The sequence below is a fragment of the Streptomyces formicae genome, from assembly GCF_002556545.1.
GTDB classification, from domain to species: domain Bacteria; phylum Actinomycetota; class Actinomycetes; order Streptomycetales; family Streptomycetaceae; genus Streptomyces; species Streptomyces formicae_A.
This window is the reverse complement of sequence record NZ_CP022685.1, coordinates 1127107-1147750: the sequence shown is the minus strand read 5'-3', so window position 1 is coordinate 1147750 and position 20644 is coordinate 1127107. Positions and strand designations below refer to the sequence as shown.

5 protein-coding genes are annotated in these 20644 nt (G+C 73.4%); all 5 read right to left on the bottom strand.

Translation table 11 applies throughout. The features are described 5' to 3' along the window. Positions 1 to 187: 187 nt before the first annotated feature. Positions 188 to 1450: a cytochrome P450 gene (locus tag KY5_RS04550; protein ID WP_098240972.1), complete on the bottom strand. Its 1263-nt coding sequence runs from the start codon at positions 1448 to 1450 to the stop codon at positions 188 to 190. Beyond that, positions 1447 to 5331 carry a non-ribosomal peptide synthetase gene (locus KY5_RS04545; RefSeq protein ID WP_098240971.1) on the bottom strand — a complete coding sequence of 1295 codons (3885 nt, stop codon included), beginning with the start codon at positions 5329 to 5331 and terminating at the stop codon, positions 1447 to 1449. The genes KY5_RS04550 and KY5_RS04545 overlap by 4 nt, the downstream gene beginning before the upstream one ends. Further along, positions 5328 to 13166, bottom strand: a complete 7839-nt coding sequence (locus KY5_RS04540) for a non-ribosomal peptide synthetase (RefSeq protein ID WP_098240970.1) — start codon at positions 13164 to 13166, stop codon at positions 5328 to 5330. Before KY5_RS04540 ends, KY5_RS04545 begins: the two co-directional genes overlap by 4 nt. Positions 13167 to 13187: 21 nt before the next feature. Next, positions 13188 to 14249 carry a MupA/Atu3671 family FMN-dependent luciferase-like monooxygenase gene (locus KY5_RS04535; protein ID WP_098240969.1) on the bottom strand — a complete coding sequence of 354 codons (1062 nt, stop codon included), beginning with the start codon at positions 14247 to 14249 and terminating at the stop codon, positions 13188 to 13190. Positions 14250 to 14330: 81 nt separating this feature from the next. Next, positions 14331 to 20579: a non-ribosomal peptide synthetase gene (locus KY5_RS04530; RefSeq protein WP_098240968.1), complete on the bottom strand. Its 6249-nt coding sequence runs from the start codon at positions 20577 to 20579 to the stop codon at positions 14331 to 14333. Between the last annotated feature and the right edge of the window lie 65 nt (positions 20580 to 20644).

Here is a 20644-nt window from a genome sequence, read left to right as displayed (position 1 = left end):
CTTCACATCAGGTCTTCCCGTGCGTACGAGGTGTGGGGACCCCGAATGCGACAGGGCGTCCTCTCGAGGGTGGGGCCAAGAGGCGCGAAGGGAGGCGGAGTTCCCGTGGGGGAAGCGCGGCGGAACGCCAGGCAACCGGAACGGGAATTCCTAGTTGGCCTAGACCATACAGGTCGTCGTGTTCGCGTCAAGAGCGCCTGGAGAAGGGCCTGTTGAGAGGTGTCGCGGGCTCCCACGTCACTGGCAAGGAGCCGATTCCGGTGAGGAAGTTCGAGTAGATGCGCCGCGCCGGACCCGCCGCCTCCATGGATCCGACGAGCTCCCGCAGGTCCCGCAGGACCGCGCCGATCTCCGCCCGCGCGAGGAACGCTCCCAGACAGAAGTGGGCGCCGTGCGCGAAGGCCAGATGCTGGTTCGGCGTCCGCGCGACGAGGAAGTGGTCCGGCTCGTGGAAGGCCGTCCCGTCCCGGTTGGCCGACGCGTTCCACAGCGTGACGACATCGCCCGCCCTGATCGTGTGCCCGTGCAGTTCGATGTCCACGGCCGCCGTACGTCCGGCGTGCAGCGTCGGCGTGGTCCAGCGCAGCACCTCCTCGACGGCCGTCTCCGTGGCGACCCTCCCCTCCCGGTACGCGTGCCACTGCGCGGGATGGTCCAGGAAGGCCGCGACCATCCCGACGAGCGCGAGGCGGGTGGTCTCGTCGCCGCCCAGGATCAGGCTGTAGCAGTTGAGGATCACCTCCTCGTCGGTGAGCGGCACGCCGTCGACCCGGCACTGCGTGAGCAGGCTGATGACGTCGTCGCGCGGGTCCTCGCGGCGCTCCGCGGCCAACCGGGAGAAGTACAGCAGGATCTCGCCCTTGGACACCCAGGAGCCGTCCCGCAGTTCGGCCTCGCTCTGTGCCCCGAGCGCCGACGACGTCATGTCGAGCAGCCGCTGCCGGTCGGTCGCGGGCACGTCGAGGAGGTCGCAGATCGCGCGGAGCGGCAACTGCCCCGCGACGTCCCGCGCGACGTCGAACCGCCCCTTGTCCAGGGCGTCCTCGACGACCTGGCGCGACGCCCGTCGGATGCTGTCGACCACGGAGGCGAGCACGCGCGGCGAGAACGCCTTCATCAACTGGCCGCGCAGCGAGGCGTGTCGGGCGCCGTCCATGACCGGCAGCATCAGCCCGGCCGCCGAGTCGCCGCCGCCGAGCAGGGTGTCGAGGACGTTGCCCCGGTCCGAGCGGAAGCGCTCGGAGTCCCGGTAGGCGGCGGCGACGTCCGCGTGGCGCGTCAGCACCCAGAAGCCGGGGCGCGCGCCGCGCGCCGGCTGCCGGTGGACCGGCTCGTCGGCGCGCAGCCGCCGCCACAGACCGGAAAGATCACGCTCCGCGTGCAGGGCGGGATCGGCGAGATCGATCTCGGTGAGCGGCCGCGCGGGGTCCGTCGCGAAGTCGTCGGTCATGAAGAGGCCCGTCCCTTCCACGAGTCGGTGAGCACCGCGCAGATCTCGGTGAGCGGCGCGGGGTCCAGCATCCGGTGGTGGCCGCAGCCGATGTCGTACGTCGTCAGACGGCCGCCGGTGAACGCCTGCCAGGACTTCGGCTCCGGGCCCGGCCCGTCGGCGGTCGCCCTGAAGTGCGTGATGTCGAGGCCGGGGGCGAGCGGCGGGGCGGCCCGCAGTACGTCGAGGGCGCCTCGCGCGGTCGCCCGCACCCCCGCCACCGTCCGCTCGCCGAGCGCCGCGAGCTGCTCGGGCGGTGTCCCGTCGGCGGCGAAACCGATGCCGTCGAGGATGGCGCGCACCATCGTGTCCCGGTCGGGGAGGAGCCCCGGATCGGGCGGATAGGAGTCCAACAGGCCCAGGAACGCCACCTGTTGGCCCGCCGCCGTCAGCTCGGCGGCGACCGCGTAGGCGATGTTGCCGCCGACCGACCAGCCGATGAGGTGGTACGGACCGTGCGGCTGTACGGCACGGATCCGCGCGGCGTAGTCGCGTGCCATGCTCTCGGGGGTGAGCGGACCGGTGCCCGGGGCCTCGACGGCGGGCGACTGGAGGCCGTACACCGGCAGGTCGGCGGGGAGGTGGGGGAGCAGTCGCGCGTACGGCCAGGCGAGCCCGCTCGCCGCGTGCACGCAGAACAGCGGCGGCCCTCCGCCCGCGAGCCGCAGCGGCAGCAGTACATCGAGTCCGGTGGCCGGGGCCGTGGCGTCGATCCGCCCGGCGAGTGCGGCGGGCGTCGGCGCCTCGTAGAGCGTCCTGACGGAGATCTCCGCGCCGAGCACCGCCCGGACCCTGCTGACCAGGCGGGTGGCGAGCAGCGAGTGGCCGCCCAGGTCGAAGAACCCGTCGTCGGGTCCGACACGGTCCGCGCCGAGGACCTCGGCGAAGAGCGCGCACAGGGTCCGTTCGCGGTCGTCGGCCGGTGCGCGGGTCGTCGAGCGGGCGTACGAGGGGGCGGGCAGCGCGGCCCGGTCGAGCTTGCCGTTGGGCATCAAGGGGAAGCGGGGCAGCTGGACCACCGTCGAGGGGACCATGTGCCTGGGCAGACGGTCGCCGACGAAGCGGCGCAGCTCGGCGACGTCGAGCGCCGTCCCGGGCGGCGCGGCCACGACGTAGGCGACGAGTCTGCGATCGTCCGCCCGCTCGCCGCGCGCGACGACGACGGCCTGCGCGATCCACTCGTGCCGTAGCAGGGCGGACTCCACCTCGCCCGGTTCGACGCGAAAGCCGTTGATCTTCACCTGGCCGTCGAGCCTGCCGAGGAAGTCGAGTTGGCCGTCGGGGCGCAGACGCACCTGGTCGCCCGTGCGGTACATCCGGCGGCCGGGTGCGCCGAACGGGCAGGCCACGAACCGCTCGGCGGTCAGCGCGGGCCGGTCCAGATAGCCGCGCGCGACGCCCGCCCCCGCGAGGTAGAGCTCACCGGGCAGCCCCACGGGAACCGGCTGGAGCCACGGATCGAGCACGTACGCCTGGCAGTTGGGGACCGGGCGGCCGATGGGCGGCTCGGTGTCGGCGGGCTCTCCTCCGTCGCGCCACGTCGTGGCGTAGGTGGTCGCCTCGGTGGGGCCGTAGATGTTGGTGACCGTGCTGCCGGGGACCCGTTCCCGGATCTCGCGCAGCAGCCCGCGCGGGATCGGCTCGCCGCCGAGCACCACCTCGCGGGCGGCGAGCCGGGTGTCGCCGCCCGCCAGGACGCTCGCCACCGCGGACGGCACGCCACTGAGCATGCTGCCCTGCCAGCTGTCGCGTTCGAGGAGGGCGAACAGGTCGTCGACGAGTTCGATGGAGCCGCCGGTCGCGAGTGTCGTGATGATCTCCAGGATCGACACGTCGAAGCTGAGGGACGTCGATGCCAGGACCCGCGCCATCCCGGCCCGGCCGAACTGGTCCTCGACCGTGGCGACGAGCTGGACCGCGTTGGCGTGCTCGATGACCACGCCCTTGGGGGTGCCGGTGGAGCCAGAGGTGTGGATGACGTACGCGGGGTGCCTGGGCAGCAGCGGCCGGGGCCGTTCGGCGTCCGTGACATCGCCGGAGGGCTGGGCGGCGGTGTGCCGTACGACCGGCTCGGCGTCCATGACGACGAGGGTGGCGCCGTCCGGGGGGACGATGCCGGTGCGGCTACGTGTGTCCGTGCCGGTGCCGGTGCCCGTGCCGCTGTCGACGACCACGACGAGCGGGCGCGCGCCCCCGAGCATCTGTGCGATCCGCCCGGCCGGATAGCGCACGTCGACCGGCACGTAGGCGGCGCCCGCCTTGAGGGCCGCCAGGACGGCGACGACCATGTCGGGCGTCCGGGGCAGGGCGAGGGCCACCAGCGTCTCGGGCCCTGCTCCGTGTGCGAGGAGCAGCCGGGCGAACCGGTTGGCCCGCCGGTTGAGCTCCCCGTAGGTCAGCTCCCGCCCCGCGTGCGCGACGGCGGGCGAGTCGGGGTGCCGCGCCGCCCGCGCCTCGATCAGGGCGGGCAAGGTGGTGGGGGAGACCGGGCGGGCCGTGTCGTTCCACTCCAGGAGGATCCGGCGGCGCTCCTCCGGCGTCAGGACGGAGACCGAGGCGACCGTGCGCCGCGGGTCGTCGGCGATCGTCTCCAGGACGCGTACGAACCAGTCGCGGATCCGCGCCGCCTCCGCCCGCTCGAACAGATCGGGCCGGTAGTCGAGGCGGACGCCGAGCTCCTCGCCGGGCGTACAGATGAGCGAGAGGGGGTAGTGCGTCGCATCGAACCCGCCGGTGCCGACCAGGACCGCGTCGCCCAGCGCCGGGGCGCCGCCGCTCACCGGATAGTTCTCGAAGGCGGTCGTCGTGTCGAACAGGGCCCCGAATCCGGCATCGCGCTGGATCTCCGTGAGCCCCAGGTGATGGTGGTCGAACAGGTCGAGCTGCGCGTCCTGCGTCCGTTGGAGCACCTCGGCGACGGTGTCCCCCGGGGCGAGCCGGACACGCGCCGGGAGGGTGTTGATGAGCAGGCCCACCATGGTGTCGATGTCCTCGACGTCGGCGGTCCTGCCCGAGACGGTCATGCCGAAGAGCACGTCGTCCCCGCCGGTCACGTGGTGCAGCACGAGCCCCCAGGCCACCTGCACCACGGTGTTGAGGGTGACTCCGCACTCCCGCGCCCGCTCCCTCAGCGCGGCACCGAGGCCGGTGGGCAGGGTGCACAGGATCCGCTCGGGCATGACGGTGCCGACGGCGTGGGGCGCGACCAGCGTGGGCCCCTGGATCCCCTCCAGAGCATCCGCCCAGGCGGCCCGTGCCGCGTCGGTTCCGGTGTCTTCGAGCCAGTCCAGGTAGGTGCCGTAGGCGGGCGCGGGGAACAGCTCGGGTTCGTGTCCTTCACGCAACTGGGCGTAGAGGTCGAAGAGTTCATCGAGCAGGACGGACGTCGACCAGCCGTCCAGGATGATGTGATGGTTCGTCAGCGCGAAGCGCCAGCGGCCCTCGTCGGCCCGCACCAGAAGGAAGCGGACCAGCGGGGGCCGCGCCAGGTCGAAGGGGCGGGCGCGCTCCTCCTCCACGGCCCGGACGGTCTCGGCGTCACGGGCGGCGGGATCGGACGTCCGCACGTCCATCTCCCGCCATTCCAGGGCGACGTCGGGCACGAGGAAGCGGACGGGAGCCCCTGCTGCGTCCGTGCGGAAGCCGGAACGCAGGCTGTCGTGCCGGTCGAGCAGGATCCGGCACGCGGCGCGGAGCGTGTCCGGACGCAGGAGGCCCTCGAAGTCGAGGGTCAGCTGGGTGGTGTAGACGGCCTGGCCCTCCGGGTCGTACGCGGTGTGGAAGAACAACCCTTGCTGGAGCGGCGCGGGCCGCGCGGAGCCTTCGTGGTGTGCGGCGCTCATGCCGTCCTTCCCGTTCCTTCGGTGCGTACCGTCATGGCCGCGAGGGCGGTGAACCAGCCGTCGGCGAGCTCCGCCACGAGACGCTCCTCGATCAGAGCCTTCGCGTACGCCCAAGTGGCCTGAAATTCCAGCCCGTTCGGTGTGTCGATGGAGACCGCGGAAATTTCGAGCAGATGACTGAGCGGCATCTCGGGATCGCCGCCACCGCCGACCGCTCCCGCCTCCGGGGCAAGACCCCACGCGGCGTCGGCGGACCGCTCGAACCTGCCGAGGTAGTTGAAGAGCACCTGCGCCCGGGGCAGCCTCGCCAGCTCGGGGGCGGTGTCCGGGTCGAGGTGCCGGAGCAGCCCGTAGCCGATGCCCTTGTCCGGCATGGCGCTCAACTGCTCCTGGAGGATCCGGGCCCCACCGTCGGGCGCGGACTCCTGCCGCCCGAGGCGCACGGGGAACATGCTGGTGAACCAGCCGACGGTCGAGGACAGATCGAGGTCTTCGGCGATCTCCTCCCGGCCGTGCCCCTCCACGTCCACGAGGAAGGGCGCGGCGCTCCCGGGGAAGTGCGCCGACCGCCAGCGGCGTACGGCCAGACCCAGGGCGGACAGCAGTACGGCGTTGACGCCGGTGCCGACCGCGGCGGGTGCCCGCGTCAGCAGGGCGTCGGTCAAATCGGGTGGCAGGGTCCTGGTGACGGTGGCCTGCGAGCGCAGGACATCGCGCGCGGGGTCGAGCCCGGGTCCCGGGACGAAGTTCTCCACACCCTCCATCAGGCGTGTCCAGAAGGGGAGTTCGGGGCGGCGGCCGGGCGCGGCGCGTACGAGCAGGTCGCCCCACTCGGCGAAGGAGATACCGGAGGAGACTCCAGGGGTGATGCCGGGGGCCTTGCCGGGCGGCCCGATGACGCGGTCGGAGCCGACGGATTCCGCCGACTCCCATGCCGTACGCAGGTCCTGGAGCAGAACGCGCCACGAAATGCCGTCCACGACCAGGTGGTTGACGACGAGCAAGAGCCGTCCGGCCTGTCCGGCTCCCGCGTCGAACCACACCGCCTGGACCATGTTCCCCTCGCCGGGCGCGAGCCGCCGAGGCGCCGAATCGCCCTGGGCGCGCACGAGTTCGGCCAGCTCGTCGCCGGTCAGGCCGGTGGCGTCGACGCGCACGACGCGCCCGGACGCGTCGACGGACCCGCGCGGCAGCACGTCGAGCCGCCACCCCTCGCTGCGGTCCAGACGCGTCCGCAGGGCGTCGTGCCGGTCGAGCAGGGACTGGAGCACCGCGATGAGCTGCGGCATCCGCAGATCGGCGGGTGTCAGCAGAAGCACGCGCTGGTGGAAGCCGTCGACCGGGCCGCCCCGGTCCCGCTGCCACTGGAGGATCGGAGTGAGCGGCACAGCCCGGCCCGCCGTCGGTGACGCCGTTGTCGCCTTAGCTGTCGCTGTCGCCTTCGTTTTCGTGCGGGGCGCCCGTTCCCGCGCGTGCACGGCGAGTTCGGCGACCGTCTTGTGGCGGAACACGTCCCGCGCGGAGATGCCGAGGCCACGGGCGCGGGCCCGTGCGACCAGGCGGATCGCGACGATGCTGTCGCCGCCGAGGTCGAAGAAGCTGTCGTCCACGCCGACGCGGGGCAGACCGAGGATGGTGGCAAAGAGTTCGCAGAGCAGGGTCTCGGCCGGGGTGCGCGGTGCGCGCGCGGTGACGACGGCGGTGAAGTCGGGGGCGGGCAGAGCGGCCCGGTCCAGCTTTCCGTTGGGGGTCAGGGGCAGACCTTCCGGCAGGACGACGACCGTGGGCACCATGTAGTCCGGCAGCAGGTGCGCCGCCCGCCGGGTGAGTTCCCCGGCGAGGTCCTCGGTCGACGCGCCGCCGGCCGGAGCGGCGTACGCGGTCAGCCGGGCCGTGCCGTTCGCGTCCTCGCGGACCAGTGCGGCCGCCCGGGAGACGGCGGGATGGCCGGTCAGGACGGCCTCGACCTCGCCCGGCTCGACGCGGAAACCACGGATCTTGATCTGGTCGTCGGCACGCCCGACGAAGTCGAGGTCGCCGTCCGCCGTCCACCGCACCAGGTCCCCCGTGCGGTACATCCGGGTGCCCGGCGCGCCGAAGGGATCGGCGACGAAGCGCTCGGCGGTGCGGCCGGGACGCCCGCGATAGCCACGGGCGACTCCCGCACCGGCGAGGTAGAGCTCGCCGACCACGCCCACCGGGGCGAGACACAGGCCCGGATCGAGCACGCGCACCCACGTGTTGGGCAACGGCCTCCCGATCGGCGGCCGTTGCTCGTTGTCCCGGTCGATGGGGGCGGCGAGTGACCAGATGGTCGTCTCGGTGGGCCCGTACACATTGGTGACGTCGGCCGCCAGGGCGCGCAGTTCGGCGGCGAGCGGTGCGGGCAGTCGCTCGCCGCCCACCAGGACGCGCAGCCCGCGCACCGCCTCCGGGACGCTGTCGACCAGGCCCGACCAGAGCGACGGGGTGGCTTGGAGCACGGTCACCGAGTGCTGCTCGATCAACCGGCCGAGCGCCTGCGGATCCCGTACGTCCTCGTCGGACGCGATGACGACGGCGGCGCCGACGAGCAGCGGCAGCATGAGTTCCAGCTGCGCGATGTCGAAGGCGACCGTGGTGACGGCGAGCAGCCGGTCCGTGCCGGTGGCCGCCGTGCGGTGGCGCATCGCGTCGAGGAGCTGGGCGAGATTGCCGTGGGTGACGGTGACGCCCTTGGGCCTGCCCGTCGTCCCCGAGGTGTAGAGGACGTAGGCGGCGCTGTCGGGGGCGGGCGTCCTGTCGGCTCCCTCGGCGAGGTCGCCGCTGTCCAAGTGGACACGGCTGCTGGGGAGTTGTGGGTCGTCGACCGCGATCCAGTCCGGCCCGCCCAGCGCCTCGCGCGCGGCGGTGTCGCACAGCACCAGCGCGGGCGCCGCGTCCGCGAGGATGGCGTCGATCCGGTCCTTGGGATGCCGGGGATCCAGGGGCAGTTGGGCCGCGCCGGTCCTGTGCGCGGCGAGCAGGGCGACGAGGAGGTCAGGGGAGCGGTCCATGACCACGCCCACCAGGCGCTCGGGTCCCGCGCCGCGCGCGAGCAACTGCCGCGCGAGGCGCCCGGCGCGGGCGTCGAGTTCGGCGTAGGTGAGCCGGGTGGAGCCGTGGATCACCGCGATGGCGTCGGGCGTCCGTGCCGCCTGCTCGCGGAACCACCGGGGCATCGTCCCTGGTGTCCGCTCGCGCACAGGGCCGTTCCACTCGCCGAGCACGGCGTCCCGCTCGGCCGGGGAAATGACGTCGATCTGCGCGACCGGCCGCGTGGGAGCGGCCAGGGCCCCGGCGAGGAAGCGCTCGAAGCAGCGGGCGAGACGCTCGCCCGTGGCGCGGTCGAAGAGATCCTCGGCGTAGCTCAGTCGGCCCGTGAGCCCCTCACCGGAATCGGAATCGGAATCGGCCCCGAGCCCGGGCCCGGACTCGGCGATGTCGAAGAGGAGGTCGAACGGGACCGCCGGATCCCGCCCGTTGTCGAGCGCCGCCACATCGAGGCCGGGCAGCTCGGCTGAGGCGGCCGCGTTGTTCTGCAGGCTGAGCATGACCTGGAAGAGTGGGTGCCGGGCCGCCGAGCGGGTCGGGGCGATCGCTTCCACGAGGCGCTCGAAGGGCACTTCCTGGTGATCGAGAGCGGTGAGCAGGGCGGTACGCGCCCGGTCGGTGAGTTCGCTGAGGGAGGGGCTGCCCGAGGTGTCCGCGCGGATCACCACGGTGTTCAGGAAGCAGCCGACCAGGTTCTCCAGGGCGGCATCGGTACGTCCGGCGATCGGGCTGCCGATGGGGATGTCCGTGCCCGCGCCGAGCCGGTGCAACAGGCCCGCGAGCCCCGCGTGCAGGACCATGAACACGCTGGCCCCCCGCTCCTTGGCGAGCGCGCGGAGCAGGCGGTGTTCGCGCGGTCCGACGCGCAGCGCGACGGACCCCGTCCGGTGCGTCGCGGTGGCCGGACGCGGGCGGTCGGCAGGCAGCGCGATCTCCTCGGGCAGCCCTTCCAACACCGACGTCCAGTGGCGGAGTTGCTCTGCGAGAGCGCTGTCGGGGTCCGTCGCTTCCCCCAGTGCCTCGCGCTGCCAGAGGGTGAAATCGGCGTACTGCACCGGCAGTTCGTCCCAGTGCGGCGCCTGTCCCGCCAGACGCGCGGTGTAGGCCGTCGACAGATCGCGCAGGAAAGGTGCGGCCGACCAGCCGTCGAAGGCGATGTGATGCACCGTGAGTACGAGGACGTGCTCGGTCGGGCCCGTGGCGAGCAGCTCGGCCCGCAGCGGGGTCTCGTGCGCCAGGTCGAAGACGTGCCCGGACGCGGCGGCGAGCGCCGCCCGCACGGCATCGGGGGCGACGTCCCGCACGGGCAGTTCGAGGCGTGCGGCCTCCTCGTCGAGGATCCGCTGGTACGGAACGCCGTCCCGCGCGGGGAACACGGACCGCAGGCTCTCGTGCCGCCCGGCCACGTCCCGCAGCGCCGTCCGCAGCGCCACCGGATCGAGCCGCCCCGTCAGACGGAGCCCCATGGTGATGGCGTGCGCTTCGGCCCCTTCGGCCAGCTCGCCCTGGAACCAGAACCTCAACTGGGAGAAGGAGAGCGGGAGACGGTCGGGTCGGGGTCGCCGCGCGGTGAGGCGGGCCGGGCCGCTCGGTGCTGGGGCGAACCGTTCGGCGAGGGCACCGGGCGTGGGCGCCTCGAAGATCGTGCGCATGCCTACCTCCGCACCGAGCACCGACCGGAGCCGTCCCACGAGGCGGATGGCGAGGAGGGAGTGACCGCCGAGGTCGAAGAAGCTGTCGTCGACACCGACGTGCGGGAGGCTCAGGACGTCGGCGTACAGCTCGCAGAGTGCCTTCTCGACCGGGGTGCGCGGTGCGCGCGCGGGGGCGGGAGGGGTGTTGTCCGGAGCGGGCAGGGCCGCCCGGTCGAGCTTGCCGTTGGCGGTGAGGGGCAGCCCGTCGGGCAGGACGACGACGGTGGGAATCATGTAGTCGGGCAGCAGCTCGGCCGCCCGGGAGGCGAGTTCCGGGCCGAGGCCCTCGGCGTCCGCTGTGTCGGTCGGCACCACATAGGCCACCAACTGGCGCTCGCCCGGCGCTACGTCACGGACCACCACGGCCACCTGCCCGACCGAGGGGACACCGGCAAGGGCCGCCTCGATCTCGCCGGGCTCGATGCGGAAGCCCCGCACCTTCACCTGCTCGTCGGCGCGCCCGACGAAGGCGAGTGTGCCGTCCGCGTTCCACCGGACCAGGTCCCCGCTGCGGTACATCCGGGCACCCGGCGCGCCGAAGGGGTCGGCGACGAAGCGTTCGGCGGTCAGATCGGGTCGGCCCAGATAGCCGCGTGCCAGCCCCGCGCCCGACAGGTGGAGCTCGCCGACGACACCGGGGGGCACCGGGCGGAGAGCGCCGTCGAGGACGTACACCCGCGTGTCGGCCATGGGACGGCCGATGGGCGGCCGACCGCCGCAGTGGCCGAGCGGTCGCAGCGGCTGGGTGGTCGAGAAGGTGGTGTTCTCGGTCGGCCCGTAGACATGGGTGAGCGCCGTGCCCGGGTACTCCTCGAGGAAGCGGCGCACGGCGGCAGTCGACGGCTCCTCACCGCCCACCCACACCTCACGCAGTGACCGCGGCACCGAACTCCCCTCCGCCACGAGGGAGTCGAAGAGCGCGGCGGTCAGGAACGCACCGGTCGCGCCGTGCTCTGTCACGGCCTCCTCCAGCGTCCGGGCGACCGAGTCCCTGGCCGGTGCCACCACGACGGTGCCGCCGCCGAGCAGCGGTACCCACAGCTCGTACGTCGAGGCGTCGAAGGAGTGCGGGGAATGCGCGAGAACCCGGGCGTGAGCGCCGTCCGCGAAGGAGGGGTCGGCGGCGAGGGCGACGATGTTCCGGTGCGTCACCACCACGCCCTTGGGGGTGCCGGTGGAACCGGACGTGAACATCGCGTACGCCGCCTGGTGTGCGGCGACGTACGGCAAATCCGTGTCTCCAGCGTCCTGTTGGGCGGCGTCGTCGATGACGAGCACCGGCACATCCGTGTGCGGAGCCGCCAGGCCCAGCGCGCGTTCGCGGGATGTCGCGTCGGCCAGGAGAAGAGCGGCGCGTGCGCCGTCCAGGATCGTGTGCAGCCGTGCGTCCGGACTGCGGGGATCGAGGGGGAGGTAGGCGGCGCCTGCCTTGAGGACGGCGAGCAGGGCCACGACGAGATCGGCGGAGCGCTCCATGGCGACGGCGACGAGCCGCTCGGGCCCGGCCCCGTGGCGCGCCAGCCATCGGGCGGTGCGGTCGGAGCGTTCGTCCAGTTCGGCGTAGGTCATGCGGGTGGTGCCGCAGAGCACGGCGGTGGCGTCGGGCGTCGTGCCCGTGCGGTGCCGGAAGCGCTCCGGCACCGAACCGGCGGGTATCGGAAGGTCCAGGCCCTGCCACTCTTCCAGGATCGTGCGGCGCTCGGCGGGCGGCACGACGTCGATGCGGCCGATGGGGAGTGCGGGGTCGGCGGTCGCCCGCGTCAGGAAGTCCTCCAGGCGGTGTGCCAGGCGCTCGGCGGTGGCGCGGTCGAAGAGGTCCTCGGCGTAGACGAGCCGCCCCTCCATGCCTGTCCCCTCGGTCACGTCGAGCAGCAGGTCGAAGGCGATCGAGCGGTCCCTGCCCTGCGCCAGCGTCCGCACGCCGAGGCCCGGCATGCGGGGCGGCTCCGACGTGCTGTTCTGGAGGCTGAGCATGACCTGGAAGAGCGGATGCCGGGCCGCGGAGCGCTGCGGGTTGACCGCCTCCACCACCTGCTCGAAGGGCACGTCCTGGTGGTCGAGGGCGGTCAGGACGGCCGACCGCACCCGGCGCACCAGCTCGCCGAACGCCGGGTCGGACGCGGTGTCCGTGCGGATCACCACGGTGTTCACGAAGCAGCCGACCAGGTCCTCGAGGCCGGTGTCGGTGCGCCCCGCTACCGGACTGCCGATGGGGATGTCCGTGCCGGCGCCGAGCCGGTGCAGCAGGCCCGCGAGCCCCGCGTGCAGCACCATGAACACGCTCGCGTCATGCGCGCGGGCGACCGAGGCGATCCGCTGCCGCACCTCGGCACCGAGCCGGAAGGGGACCGCACCCGCGCGGTGGGACGCGGCGGCCGGACGCGGCCGGTCGCTGGGCAGGTCGAGTTCGGCGGGAGCCCCGGCCAAGGTCTTGGCCCAGTAGGCGAGTTGCTGGGAGAAGTGGCTGTCCGGGTCCGCCGGATCACCGAGCACCTCCTGCTGCCACAGGGTGAAATCCGCGTACTGGACGGGAAGTTCGGGGAAGTCGGGTGCCACGCCTTCCGTCCTGGCCCGATAGGCGAGCGCCAGATCGCGGACGAACGGGGCCGCCGACCAGCCGTCGAACGCGATGTGGTGGAACGTGGCGACGAGTACGTGTTCCTGGGGTCCCGTGCTGAACAAGTCCGCCCGCAAAGGAAGTTCCTTCGCGAGGTCGAAGTCCTTCTCCTGCGCCTCGGTCACGAGCCGCGGCAGTTCCTCCGGCCGGACCTCCCGCACCGGAAGGTCGAGGCGGACGGCGGTCGCGTCCAGGATCTCCTGACGGGGCACCCCGTCCGTCACGGGATAGACCGTGCGCAGGATCTCGTGGCGCGTCACCACGTCCCGCAGGGCCGTCCGCAGGGCCTCCGTGTCCAAGGGCCCGGACATGTGCAGCGGTACCGAGGCGACGGGCGATTCATGCCCGCTGTTCCTGCCCTGCGGGGAGCGGCCTCGGGATTCACCTCGGGGCGCACCCTGAAACTCCCCCTGAAACCAGAATCGCAGCTGTGAAAATGACAGTGGGATCATGAATTTCTCGGCCTCCCAGCCCTATGCGCACGCTGCGCGAAGCGCGTTCACATACCGCAACCCGTTCAGTACGGTCTTGGTGTCCACACCGAAATCAATCAGGCAGGCGATCTCGTCCACGTCGACGGCGCGGAGCCTTTCCACCGTCCGCGCCGCCTCGTCCACCGTGCCGAAGAGACCCCGTTCGTCGAAGTAGGTGTCGAACGACCGGGAGATGATGAAATCGACGTCGTCCTCGTCGAGGTCGTCGGGATCGACATCGGGATCGCTCTCGGCGAATGACCGGGCGACGAGATGGATCGAGCTCTTCAGATACTCCATCAGCGGCCCGCGCACGGTCGCGCGCACCTCGTCGCGGCTGTCCCCGACGAACGTGTGCAGCATCAGGACGACATGCCCGTCCCAGCCCCCGTGCGCCGCGCGCGCCACCGCCCGGTACTCGGCGATCTTGGCGGCGAGTTCGTCGACGTCCTGATGCAGCAGATGCGTCAGCACACCCGCCCGGGCCTCCGCCGCCGCGCGGAACGTCGCCGCCTCACCGGCGCTCGTCACCCACACCGGCAGTTCGCGCTGGACCGGCGGGGGAAAGACTCGCACGGCGGCGGGAAGACCGTTGCCGTCCGTCACCTCGTGGCTCTCGCCGCGCCACAGGCTGCGCACCTGCCCGATGCTGTCGAGCATCACGCGCTTGCGTTCGCCGTAGGACGCCTGCCCGAGCGCGAAGTCGACGGGATGCCATCCGGAGGCGAACGAGATGCCGACCCGACCGCCGGAGAGGTTGTCGACCACCGACCACTCCTCGGCGATCCGGACCGGATGGTGCAGGGGCGACACCACGCTGCCCGCCCTGATGGCGATGTTCTCGGTGGCGACGGCCAGTGCCGCGCCGACCACGGCCGGGTTGGGGTAGAGCCCGCCGAAGGCGTGGAAATGCCGCTCAGGCGTCCACACCGCGCGAAACCCGTTCCGGTCCGCGAAGCGCGCGCCTTCGAGGAGCAGCTCGTACCGTCCTCTGTCTCCTGTGTCTCCCGCGTCCCCGGCCGGGCCGCTGTCGTCCGCGAAGTAGAAGAGGCTGAAGTCCATGGAGCACCCTTGTCGTTCGGGGGCCGCCGGGTGGGCGGCCGCAGTGGTCCGGGGGCGAGCGGTGGGTGACGGCACGTCCGGTCAGTCCCGTCGGCGCATCCGGCGCAGCGCGGGCCGCGCCTTGCGCGCACCGGCGAGACGCGTCACCAGGTCCGCCACGCGCGGTGTGTCGAAGACCGCGCCGACCGGCACTTCGACGCCGAACTCGGCACGGATGCGGCTGACCAGGCGCGTGACGAGGAGCGAATGGCCGCCGAGGTCGAAGAAGCTGTCGTCGATGCCCACCGCGTCGAGCCCGAGCACCTCCGCGTACATCCGGCACAAGGACTCCTCCTGCGGTGTCCGTGGCGGACGGCGCGTGACGTCCCCGCCGGGCCGTGGGTCGGGCAGCGCGGCCCGGTCGAGCTTGCCGTGCGGTGTCAGCGGAAGGCGGTCAAGGACGACGATCGCCGAGGGCACCATGTAGGAGGGCAGGAAGGCGCGGGCGCGGCGCGTCAGGGACTCCTTGAGCCGCGCGTCGGCGGACGCGGCCGACGGGACGTTGACGTACCGCGCGACATCGAACTCGTGCTCCTCGCCGCCCTGCCCGGCACGGCACTCCCCGGCGCCGATTTCCCCGGTCCCGAAGCGGCCCGCCCCGAACTCCGCGTCGAAGCAAGCGGGGCCCGCCGTCGCGGACCAGCGCAGCACCACCTCGTGACCGAGTTCTTCGCCGAGCCGCGCGAGCTCATCGGGGTCGACGCCGTCGGCCCGCGCCTGCCCCGCGGCCGCCAGGTCCACGGTGAGCCGCGCGTTGGGAATCCCCGTGATCCGCAGCCGGCCGGGCTCCGGTGGCCCGGATTCCCGTGCGCCCGCCAGCCTCCGTACGTCGTCGAGCGACCGGACGCCCGCACCCCAGGCCCGCTCCGGCACGGGAACCGCGGCGGGCGCCGGACCGGTGCGCAGCACGACGTCGTACCGGTAGCGGGTCAGCTCGTTGTGGTGGGCGCCGCGCTTCAGCCGTACGTCGCATGAGGTGAAGGGACCAGGGGCGGCGGTGAGCGCGTGGAAGAACTCCGGGTCGACAAGGAGTTCCTGTTCCCCGGCCAGGCTCCGCTCCGTGGCCTGCCGATGGGCAGGGCCGCCCGGCACCGCGCCGCTCCTGCGCGCCGCCGCCGCGGCGTGGAAGCACTCCATGAGCCCCAGATGACGTACGTCCCCGAGGAACACCGAACCGCCGGGAGCCAGCGCCCGCGCCGCACACTCCAGGACCCGGAGGAGATACGCCCCGCCGGGGAAGTACTGCGCGACGGAGTTGAGCACCACCACGTCGAATCGGCCCGGCGGCACACCGGTGTCGTCGTCGGCTCCCTGGCAGCGCAGGACGACGCGGTCGGCGAGCGCGGGCCGTTCCGCGACGTGCCGTCCGAGGCGCTCGACGGCACGGGGCGAGAGGTCGAGCCCCCAGTAGGAATCCACCTCGGGAGCCAGGTGCGCCAGCAACAGGCCGCTGCCCACACCCAGTTCGAGTACGCTCCGGGGCCGCAGCGTCCGGATCCCGCGCAGCGTCTCGTCCCGCCACTGCCGCAGTTGGTCCAGCGGAATGGGGCTCCCGTCGTACCCGCTGAGCCACCCGGCGAAGTCCTCGCCGAAGGGCGCGGGCGCCGCGTCGGCGGGCACCGCGTCGTGGATGCGCCGCCAGTCGGCGACGCGCTCGCTGTCCGTCGGCGCGCCCGGCCGGGCCGCGCCGCCGTCCCGTACGACGTAGCCGACGATCCTGCGCTCCCCCTCCCGGTCCTCGCGCACGGCGACCGCGGAGCCCGAGACGTGCGGATGACCGGCGAGGAGCGCCTCGATCTCGCCGGGCTCGACGCGGAAGCCCCGCACCTTGACCTGGTCGTCGGCGCGCCCGGCGAACTCCAGTTCCCCGTCGGACCTCCGGCGCGCGAGGTCGCCGGTGCGGTACATCCGGGACCCGGCAGGACCGAACGGGTCCGCGACGAACCGCCCCGCGGTCAGGGGCGCGCGGCCCGCGTACCCCCGGGCGAGCCCGGCCCCCGCGACGTACAGCTCGCCCACCACGCCGTCCGGCGCCGGTCGCAGCCGTTCGTCGAGCACGTACAGGCGCGTGCGGCGTATCGGTCCGCCGATCGGCGGTGGCCCCTCCGCCTTCGAGGGGTCCGTGAGGGGGCGGCTCATGGTGGCGCAGACGGTCGTCTCGGTCGGCCCGTACGCGTTGATCAGGATCCGCCCCCGCGACCACCGCCCGGCCTCCTCGGCGCCGAGCGCCTCACCGGCGGCGACCAGGGAGCCGACGCCGGACAGGGCGCCGGACGGCAGCGCCCTCAGCACGGAGGGGGTGAGCGTGGCATGGGTGACGCCGTGCCCGTCGACCACGCGTGACAGGTCCGGTCCAGGGAGGAGCCGACGGGCGGGCGCCATGACGAGCGCGGCCCCCGCGGAGAGCGCCATGGTCACCTCCCAGAAGAACGAGTCGAAGCCCGCAGAGGCGAACTGAAGGACCCGGCTCGCCGGTTCCACCGCCATCGTCCGCAGCTCGTGGGCGACGAGGTTGTCCAGGCCGGAGCGCGTCACCACGACTCCCTTGGGGCGCCCGGTGGAACCGGACGTGTAGATCACGTAGGCGGGATGTTCAGGGTGCGCGGGGGCGCGCCCCGGACCGTCGCGGCGTCCCGTCGTCGCGCTCTCCCGCAGCGCCGCCTCGGTCTCTGCCGCGTCCAGGACGATCCTGGGCACCCCCGGGGCCGCGTCGCAGGAGCCTTCGGTCGCGCGGGTCGCGAGCACCAGCGCCGGAGCGGCGTCGCCGAGGACGTACGCGATGCGGTCGGGCGGGTGCGTGGGGTCCACCGGCAGCTGGGCGGCTCCCGACTTCAGGACGGCGAGCACCGCGACGATCAGCTCGGGGGAGCGGGGGATGGCCGAGGCGACGACGGTCTCGGGCCCGACACCCCGGGAGAGCAGCAGGTGGGCAAGGCTCTCGGCGCGGGCGTCGAGTGCGGCGTACGAGAGACGGTCCTGCTCGAAGACGACGGCGGTGGCGTCCGGGTTCCGCGCGGCCGCTTCCTCGAAGAGGGTGAGGAAGGGGCGGGTGGGAGGAGGTTCGGACTCGGTGACGCTGTTCTCCGCGTCGGTCCGCGGCGCGAACTCCCCCACGGGCAGGCCGGGTTCGCGCACCGCGCTGCGCAGCACGGCGAGCAACCGGGCCGCGATCGCCTCGGCCGTGGCGGGGCGGAACAGATCGGCGGAGTACTGAAGGAAGCCGTCGAGGCCGCCCGGCGCACCGTCGTCGGCGCGCAGTTCGCCGACCGAGAACGACAGGTCGAACTTGGCGGTCCGTGGCTCGACGGGCTCCGTCCGCATGTCCGTGCCCGCGAGGTCCCATGCGGCGACCGCGTTGTTCTGGAAGGCCAGAAGGACCTGGAAGAGCGGCTGGCGGCCCGTGACGCGCTCCGGGCGGAGCGTCTCGACGAGCTGGTCGAAGGGCAGGTCCTGGTGCTCGAACGCGGCGAGGTCGGTCTCGCGCACCCGCGCGAGGAGCTCCTCGAAGGACGGGTCGCCCGAGGTGTCCGTCCTGAGCACCAGCGTATGGACGAAGAAGCCGACCAGCTCGTCGAGCGCGGGCTCGTCGCGGCCCGCCACCACGGCGCCGATCGGGATGTCGTGCCCCGCGCCGATGCCGGTCAGGACGGTGGCGATGGCGGCCTGCACCACCATGAAGAGCGTGCACCCGTTGTCCCGCGCGAGGGCCACGAGCGCGCGGTGCAGATCGGCGTCGCAGACCAGCGGGACGGACCCGCCCCGGTGGGTCGCGGTCGCGGGCCGGGGCCCGTCCGTGGGCAGCGACAGGGCCTCGGGCAGTCCCTTGAGCGTGTCGGTCCAGTACGCCAGCTGTCGGCCCGGTGGCTCTCCGGCACCGTCCGGCGCGCCGTCACGGTCCAGTAGCGCGCGCTGCCACAGGGCGAAGTCCGCGTACTGCAGAGGGAGTTCGGGCCAGTCGGGCGCGGTGCCCGCGCGGCGCGCCCGGTAGGCCGTGGCCAGGTCGCGGGCGAGCGGCCGCAGCGACCAGCCGTCGCTGGCGATGTGATGGGTGACGAGCAGCAGCACATGGGTGTCGGCTCCCGTCGCGAACAGCGCGGCGCGCAGCGGGGGTTCGGCCGTGAGGTCGAAGGGGACGCGGGCGGCGTCGCGCAGCACCTCGGCCAGTTCCGTGGCGCGCACCTCGCGCACCGGCAGGGGGAAGTCCACCGCGTCTGGGGCGAGGACGTGCTGCGAGGGTTCCCCCGCGTCCTCGCGGAAGACCGTGCGCAGCGACTCGTGACGCTTCACGACGTCCCGCAGGGCAGACCGCAGCGCGGGCACGTCCAGGGCGCCGGTCAGGCGGAAGGCCATGGGTTCGTTGTACGTGGAGTTGGGGCCTGCCAGCCGGTCGAGGAACCAGAGCCGGTGCTGCGCCGGGGACAGGGGGAGCCGGGCGGGGCGCGGTGCGCGGCGCAGCGGAGGCCGCCCGCGGCCGTCCGTCGTGTCGGCTGCTCCGGCGACCACGGCGTCCACGCGGCGGGCCAGCGTCACCGGTGTCGGCGCCTCGAAGACGTCGCGCACCGTCAGCTCCGCGCCCAGGTCGGCACGGATCCTGCCCACGAGCCGCATGGCGAGCAGGGAGTGGCCGCCCGCGTCGAAGAACCCGGTGTCGGCGCCGATCCGTGCGGGGGCGAGCAGTTCGGCGTAGAGCCCGCGCAGCGTCCGCTCCGTCGCCGAGCGGGGCGCGCGCGGCGACCCGTCGGGGATGGTGGTGCCGACAGGGGCGGGGGCGGGCAGCGCCGAGCGGTCCTTCTTGCCGTTCGCGGTCAGCGGGAAGGCGTCGAGGACGACGAAGGCCGACGGCACCATCGCGTCGGGCAGCCGCGCGGCACAGTGCGCGCGCAGCGTCTCGGCGAGGCCGCGCGGTGCGGGCGGCGGTGAGGTGACGTACGCGAGGAGGTGATGGTCCCCGTGCCGGTCCCTGCGAGTGGTGACCAGCGCTCCGGTGACGGCCGGATGACGGCCGACGACCGCCTCGATCTCGGCCGGTTCGATCCGGTGGCCGCGCACCTTGACCTGGTCGTCGGCGCGGCCCAGATAGGCGAACACCCCACCGGGCAGCGGGCGTACGCGATCACCGGTCCGGTACATCCGGCCGCCCACTGGGCCCAGCGGGTCGGCGACGAAGCGCGTCGCCGTCGCGCCGGGTCGGCCCGCGTACCCCGTGGCGACGCCGTCACCGGCCAGATAGAGCTCGCCCGGCTCGCCCTCGCCGACCGGCCGCAGCGCCTCGTCGAGCGCCAGGGCCCGCACGCCGGGCAGGGCCGCCCCGATGTGCGGGCCTCGCCCCGTGACGCGGGCCGCCGTGGAGTCGACGGTGCACTCGGCGGGTCCGTAGAGGTTGACGGCGCTCACCCTGCCCTGCCGGGACAGTTCGGCCAGGTCCGCCCACATGGCGGGCGGCACGGGCTCGCCGCCGAGGAAGAGGCGCAGCGCGGGCGCGGCCGCCTCGCTCGTCTGGAGGCAGGGGCGGAGGACCTCCCAGTGCGACGGGGTGGCGTCCAGATCGGTGGCGCCCTGGGCGCGCAGGAAGTCGGTGAACAGGCGGGGATCCGCGCGTAGTTCGTCCGTCGGGAGGATCAGCGTGTCGCCTCGGCAGACCCGGACCCACTGCTGGACCGAGGCGTCGAACCCCGGCCCGGCGTTCCACGCCACGCGGGCGGGCTCCGGCGGATAGACCCCGCTCTCCTCCAGGGACCGGACCAGGTGGGCGACGTTGCCCCGGGTGACGATCACGCCCTGGGGGCGGCCGGTGGTGCCGGAGGTGGGGATGACGTACGCGGGGGCCGTGGAGGGCACGGACACGGCGTGTGCCGTCGGTGCGGCGGCGCCACCTTCATGTCCCGTGTCGGGGGCGGGCAAGGCGTCGACGTCGATGACGCGGGCCCCGGGCGGCCAGGCACCGGGTGACGGCTCCTCGCCCGCCACGAGCACCGTGCGCGCGCCCGCGTCCTCGACGAGCGGCCGCAGGCGCTCGGCGGGATGGGCGGGGTCGAGCGGCACCTGGGCGGCGCCGACCTGCCAGACGGCGAGGAGCGAGGCGACGAGGTCGGTGCGGCGGGGGAGACAGACCGCGACGGCGGAACCGGGGCGCACGCCCGCCCCGTCCAGGACGGTCGCCAACTCATGGACCCGTGCGGCCAGTTGGGCATGGGTGAGGTGCTCGGAAGGCGTGACGACGGCGGTGCGCCCGGGGTGCCGGGCGGCTCCCCGGTGGAATCGGCTCAGGAGATCGGTCGCGCTGCCTGCCACGGAGGGCTCCTTGGGCTCATCGGCGCTCGGGCTTCGAGGGGTGGGATCACGGCCGTTCTCGCTGC

Excerpts from the sequence above, each read along its gene's own strand:
- KY5_RS04550 (WP_098240972.1), bottom strand. The coding sequence starts at position 1,450 with ATGACCGACGACTTCGCGACGGACCCCGCGCGGCCGCTCACCGAGATC.
- KY5_RS04545 (WP_098240971.1), bottom strand. The coding sequence starts at position 5,331 with ATGAGCGCCGCACACCACGAAGGCTCCGCGCGGCCCGCGCCGCTCCAG.
- KY5_RS04540 (WP_098240970.1), bottom strand. The coding sequence starts at position 13,166 with ATGATCCCACTGTCATTTTCACAGCTGCGATTCTGGTTTCAGGGGGAG.
- KY5_RS04535 (WP_098240969.1), bottom strand. The coding sequence starts at position 14,249 with ATGGACTTCAGCCTCTTCTACTTCGCGGACGACAGCGGCCCGGCCGGG.